The 6,134-nt window shown below is 62.9% G+C and carries 5 protein-coding genes; 1 reads left to right on the plus strand and 4 read right to left on the minus strand.

All coding sequences use genetic code 11. The features are described 5' to 3' along the window. From C493_RS21915 to C493_RS24330, 4 genes are all read right to left on the minus strand, one after another. Positions 1-343, minus strand: a 343-nt coding sequence (locus C493_RS21915; RefSeq protein ID WP_152421233.1) for a hypothetical protein, incomplete at its 3' end; no start/stop codon positions are given. Between the two features lie 5 nt (positions 344-348). Next, complete coding sequence (locus C493_RS21920; protein ID WP_007261695.1) at positions 349-762, minus strand: hypothetical protein; 414 nt, start codon at positions 760-762, stop codon at positions 349-351. After that, positions 759-2,336, minus strand: a complete 1,578-nt coding sequence (locus tag C493_RS21925) for a hypothetical protein (protein ID WP_007261696.1) — start codon at positions 2,334-2,336, stop codon at positions 759-761. Before C493_RS21925 ends, C493_RS21920 begins: the two co-directional genes overlap by 4 nt. 80 nt (positions 2,337-2,416) lie before the next feature. Further along, positions 2,417-2,638 (minus strand): MarR family transcriptional regulator, encoded by a 222-nt coding sequence (locus tag C493_RS24330; RefSeq protein ID WP_083912466.1) that lies wholly within the window; start codon positions 2,636-2,638, stop codon positions 2,417-2,419. Between the two features lie 364 nt (positions 2,639-3,002). Here C493_RS24330 and C493_RS24335 point away from each other — a divergent pair, with 364 nt between their 5' ends. After that, entirely contained in the window at positions 3,003-3,206 is a 204-nt protein-coding gene (locus C493_RS24335; protein ID WP_083912467.1) for a DUF7563 family protein, read from the plus strand. Positions 3,207-6,134: the final 2,928 nt, after the last annotated feature.

Here is a 6,134-nt window from a genome sequence, read left to right on the forward strand (position 1 = left end):
CCCCGAGCCAGACCGCGTAAATCGTGAGCGAGACACCGAGTGCCGCCAGCGCGTAGGCCCCGACACCGAATATTCCAATCCAGCGAGCTGTCACCTCAGCGCCCGCGTTTAGGACCGTCTGGGGGACCTCGAAATTCCGGAGAATAGCCTCCTGAACGCCAGAGACGACCCCTCCGAACACACGATCTAGTGCCTCTAACGTCCGCTCAGCGACCAGCATAGGGCCAGCGATGAGTCCGGTAACAGCCGTCATGAGAAAGAACTGGGCCAGCCGACCCGCCTCTATTGACGAACCGTCAACGAACCGACTTGCCAGGTTGTCTATGTCATCGTCGGAGGCCACGGAAATCACCTGAACCGGCGGTAGAGGAACGCGATCGGGTTCCACTCGGTGCGGGTCCAAGCCCAGATCATCACGTAGATCCCGCTGATGACCGTCGCGATTGCGATCGGATACGTCGCGACACCCAGTTCCGCGGTTGCACCGTACTCGAGCGCGTACGCAGCATTACGCGCGCCCGCCGCGATAATCTGGATTGACTCGAGGAACGTCGAGCCGACGACCTCTGACAGCCCCTCCGCGAACGCGCTGATTGGCGCCATCAGCGCCTCCCCGAGACGATCGAAGAACGATATGATGACGAGAGCGACCGACGTTAGAATCGCCATTAGTCGCGCCGTAACGAAATCGCCCCACGTCATATCCTCGGCGTCGTCCGCGCCGCGATCGAGGATCCTCCAGGCGTTATCTCGATCGCTCATTCATTGTCGCCCCCAGTTAGGCGAGAGAGTCCGACGGCGCCCAGCACGCCCGAGACGAGCACTGAAATCCACGCACGCGGACCCGAGAACCATCCGCCCGACGTCCCGCGGGCGCCGCCGCCTGCTGCGGCCGGATCAGTCGCCGAGTCGAACTCAGAATCCGTCAGAACGGTTCGGAACCGGACGGCGTACTCTAGACCGGACTGCACGTACTCTTCAAGTTCCGCCTGTTCGCCGGGCCCCTCGAGCCGACCCTCCCGCGCCGAGAACTCCATGTCCTCGGGATCGTCGTCCTCGGTGTCCTCCGCTAAGTCGATCGCGTGGTACCGATCGGTCGGCAGCGTTTGGTCAAACACCAACGACAGACCCGAGTGCGACAGATCGTAGCCAGTAGGGACCTTGAGGCGTTCGATCTGCGTCAGGCGTTCGTCGAAGTTCGGATACCGGTCGGCCGGCTCGCTGTCCCATTCGCTGTCCTGTTCCGACGCAGACGCCGTGTAGAGCACCGGATACTCGAGATCGTAGATCGTCGCGTCCGCCGAGAGCCCGCCGAGATCGAACAGCGTCGTCTCGCCGGAGAGCTCGCGAACAGTCGACGCCGACTCGTCGTCCGCGTCCTCGAATCGCGTTCCGAACTCCCAGCGAGACATGCGCTCGGCGTTGAACGCGAACAGTTCGATCGTCGCGTCGCCGTCGATCGTGACCTCAACCCCTTCGATATTGTGGATCGATCCGGAGAGATCGCCCAGCTGCACCTGACCGATCCCTCCGCTCGTGATCGACGTCGCCAGCACGTCGTCGTCCGACTCGTCGCCGTCCGAGTCGATCGTCACGCCCTTCGCGTCGCCGGCGTCGTCGCACACTTCGATGTCGACGGTCGATCCCGCCTCGAGCGCGTCGATCGTTACGCCGACCTGGAGGTACCGTCGCGAGAGATCGTCGTCCACTAACGTCTCGCCCGGATCGAACGACGCCGAGCCGTCGGTGCCGGAGATCCGCACCGAGTCGATGTCGAGATCTCCCGACTCGACGTCCAGACCGTCACCGGTCCACTCGTCCGCGTCGATCGCCGATCGCGTCTCGTCTTCGTCGTCGTCCGACTCGTCGTCCAGGGCGCGCGGGAAGCGACGGAATTCGTCCGCGTCGATCGCGTCGCCCGAGATCGTCAGCAGGTTCTGCGCGGTTGCGTCGTCGTCGATCTCGTCGTCGTCCGGCTCGTCGAGAATCGCCGGGAGATCCTGCACGTTGCCCTCATCGTCGCGGTACTGTAGGATCTCCATGCTCGGTCGGTGCTCGGCGATCGTCACTGCGTCCGCCGCGATCGCCGGGTCCGCGGCGTAGTCAGTCGAGTACGCGAGCCCGTCCTCGTCCGCGCTCGCGAGCCCGGCCGATCCCGCGAGCGTCAGCGTCGCGCCCGTCGCGATCATCATCTGACGGCGCGTCGGACTCCAGGCGTCGCCCTGGACGTCCGCGCCCGTCGTCTCGTGCAGTTCCGTGCTGTTCCGCTCAGTCTCGTCAGTCGTGGTTTCGCTCATGTCGTTCTCGTAGAATCGTCCGTTTGACTTGTCTGCCATAGCGACAGTCACGCCTTAGACAACATCTAATAAAAGGCTTGTCACAGTTCGTGACACTCCGTGAGTGGAATTACCAGTGGCTATTCAGACTGTATATTCTGAGCTATCAAGACACCGGCGTTCGTCAGTTTATAGACGCCTCCGCCCTTGTCCCTTGCGAAATCGCGCTCTACGAGTCTGGAACAGTTACGAGATATGGTCTCTCGTGCAAAATCGGTGCGCTCAGCAATATTAGACGGCATATCGTCCCCATGGAGCAATAGATCAACCAGTATCGCACGCTCTGAAGGAGACAGGTCCATTCATATACTAGTTAACCTTGGTGAGTGAAATAAATGGTTTTGACCAGAAAGTCACAGAACGTGACGGGTTGGGACGTAAAGACTAAGTGGACAGTCTTCGCTATGAAGAAGTAACACGCACGAAAACGCTGATCCGTTTCCCACCTCGCTTCCTGNAGGTGAGATACGGAGCGCTCGAGGGAGCGCGTGATTGTTCCTTCGAGTTCCTTCGGAAAATACCTTCCGGTCACCCTCAACGGGATTTCCGTTTTCGTGCGCTGGCCTGGCAGAGAGTCAGAATGTCAGCAAACACGATAAAATCACAAGCCCGATGCGATAGAAACCAAGGATCGCAAATTGCGGCACAGGCGGCGGGGGTTCGATAATGCAGCGATGGGATCGCGACGTCGAGACGCGGAACCCACGCCGCTGTCAGAACTGCGGAGCGCACGTGTCTTCCGAGTTCCGTCGAATCCATGGTGATGACCGTGGACTCGCTCATAGGTGTCCTCAGTGTGAGGAATACCACAGTCTTCCGCGGACTGCTGCTGGCTTAGATGCAAAGCGTCGATTCGGAGGACCTGAATGACGGAACCCGGACTCTCTGTCCGTCGCTCTCGCCTAATCGATGCCGACGTAACAACTACGTCGACGTCGACGGCNCGGAGGACCTGAATGACGGAACCCGGACTCTCTGTCCGTCGCTCTCGCCTAATCGATGCCGACGTAACAACTACGTCGACGTCGACGGCACCCCGGCTACACCGATCGCTATTCGAACCGCCGGGACTTGGCGACCAACTCCTCGAGTCCGTCCGCGACGTCGTGCAGGGATTCGACCCTGTCGACGCGCGAGAGACGTTACTCGAGGCCGGTGTGGACGCACTGGATGGAACGTTTGCTGATCTACTTGTCGACGTCGCCGACGGCGATCGCCGCCAGTTTTTCCGACTACTTGAGACGACGCGACGACTCGGACACGGACAGGAGCTCGTCGACGATCGGATCGCCGGCGCCACGCCGCCGCTATTCGCGATCGCGTCGACGACGCCGACGATCGAAGTTATCTTAGACGGCGACTGGGCCAGTCGGCCGCTCGAGCAGCGGCGGGACGTCCTTGATCTACTCGCTGATCTAGCTAGAGGCTGCGACGTCGCGATCGTCGCGACGGGGACGGCCCGGCGACGTCTCCGCGCCGATCACCGCGATCAAGTCCCCGTCACAAACGGCTCGACTACCTCCCGCACTCCTGACCCCGACACGATCGCCGACCGTGTCGACGCGGCGCTGGCGTCACTGAACACGGACGCCGCGCCCGCGCGTATAGTGGGCCTGCTGGCCGACTCGTCGACGGAGACGCTGTCGTACGCGGAGATCGCCCGCGAGACGTGCATCGACGTCGGCCACGTCCGAACGGTCGCGGAACGATTGGACGCCGACTACGGCCTCGCTGAGCGCGTTGAGAGACCCGACGGGACGTCGTGCCTGTCGCTGCTGCTGGCCGGCCGGCGGTTCGCTGAGACCGTCTTTGGATCCGACCCCGTCACAACCCCCCCAAAACCCTCCCACGATAGCCGTGTAACCACAACTCAGGATGGAGGGGAGGACGGCCAGAACGGCGGTAGACCGCCTGGAGAAGCCGAGAACGCCGCCGCTGAGGACAGCGACGCCCCGCGTGGCTGGGTTGGCGTTGAATTTGCCAGCCGGCGCCGCCACGAGGCCGCAACGGCCGCCGCTGAGCCCGGGGAACTAGCGCTAGTAGACGCACCCCAGCAGCGGAAGGACGACGTACGGGAGGGAGAATGGAGCTACGACGCCGACGCCGGCCAGCTGGTTGTGAGTGCGCAGTACCAGAACCCGTTACAGTACTGGACGACCGTTGCAAGGGCGCTGGCAAGCGAAAAGACATGGAACCGAGTGCTGACCGCGGAGCGACTGGACGGCGGCGACACGGACAACACGGCGCCGCTGGCGGGCTTAGAAATGAACGCGCCGGACCTGTTGCGTGACCTACGTTGTTTAGGCTGGCTGGCCGACCACGACGCACACGGCGAAGGCTACACCGAGCGTCTGCGAGGCGCCCGAAACGCGCTGCTGGACATGACCCGGGAGCTAGCTAGGGAAGACTACGATGACCGCAACGAGTTCCGCGGCGAGATCGTCCGGAACGCACACGGTCTGGCCGGCGTGATGGTTCACCTGCTGGATTTGGCCGGTGTCGACGTCGTCAGAGAGGTTCGCCTCTCGGAGTTCAGCCGCCACTTCGACAGTGATGCCCGCCGCGACCTTGTTCAAACGCTGGTGAAGGGNGACGTCGTCAGAGAGGTTCGCCTCTCGGAGTTCAGCCGCCACTTCGACAGTGATGCCCGCCGCGACCTTGTTCAAACGCTGGTGAAGGGTGCGCGGATTCAGAGTCGCTACGGCCAGTTCACCGGCGAACGCCAGCTGTTCGAGGACCGAGAGGGGAAACGCGAGTCGGTCCCTACGGCGCGGGCCGACCCGAACGATCCGTTCGGCTCGCTGCTGGGATCGATCGTCGTCGCCGGCGACGGGGTGACCGACCTAGCCGACGAACTCCGTGTCCACCTGGAGGACCGCGCCGACGTCCACCCCGACGCGCCGGAGTTCGCGATCCGGGTGCCGATTCGGGAGTCGTCGACGCGATCGTCGGTCTACCGAGCGGCCCGCGGTATGCTCGAGGCCCGCAACCTGAGCCCGACTCGCGAGGCCGTCGGACTGCTGGCTGCGTTCACTGCGACGCCGTACGACGTCGTCGACGCGATCCACCATGGACTTAAAACGGAACGGAAACAGATTGGCCGAAACGTCCGTCTTGATGAGGTTAGACTGGCGTTGTCGACGCTTCCGGCCGATCGACTGCTGCCGGGCATCGCGAACTCCGCGAGCAAGGGAGTCGCCGCGCTGCTGGCCGCCGACGCGCCACTTTCGCAGGCCGAACTCTGCCGACGCGCTGGGATTTCGACTCAGTCCTGGCGGAACCACCGCGACGATCTCCAGCTGGCCGACGTCGTTCGACTCGACGAGAACGGCTGGCGGATCGCGCTGCCCTTCGCGACCGACGCCGAACGCGGCGATCGCGTGCTGCCGTGGTTCGTCGACGACGGATCGACAACGCAAGATGTGATGTTCGATGTTCTCGTTGAGCGCGTCGACGATACGGCCCGACTGGCCGATCCGGACGATCCGGTCGGCGCCGCCTGTTACTGGCCGCCGGATTACAGCGGCGTGCTCGAGGCCGATCCATCGATGGGTTCGCTATTGCGATTGATTCGAGCGGCGACCCACGCTCCCGAACCCGAGCCGACGTCGTCGACGATGGGTCCGCGACTGTCGACGGCGCCGATCGACACCGAGCAATCCGGGCTTGATACCTTCGAATCGAGCGCAGATTGACCTGTGGAACCGTGTTTTCGGTACTCTTCCCCTGGGGTTAACCTACCAAAAACACCACTCCAGAACCCTCGAACCGCATCCGGTTACCTATACGCGCGGGTCG

Source organism: Natronolimnohabitans innermongolicus JCM 12255 (assembly GCF_000337215.1).
In the GTDB taxonomy this organism is placed as follows: domain Archaea; phylum Halobacteriota; class Halobacteria; order Halobacteriales; family Natrialbaceae; genus Natronolimnohabitans; species Natronolimnohabitans innermongolicus.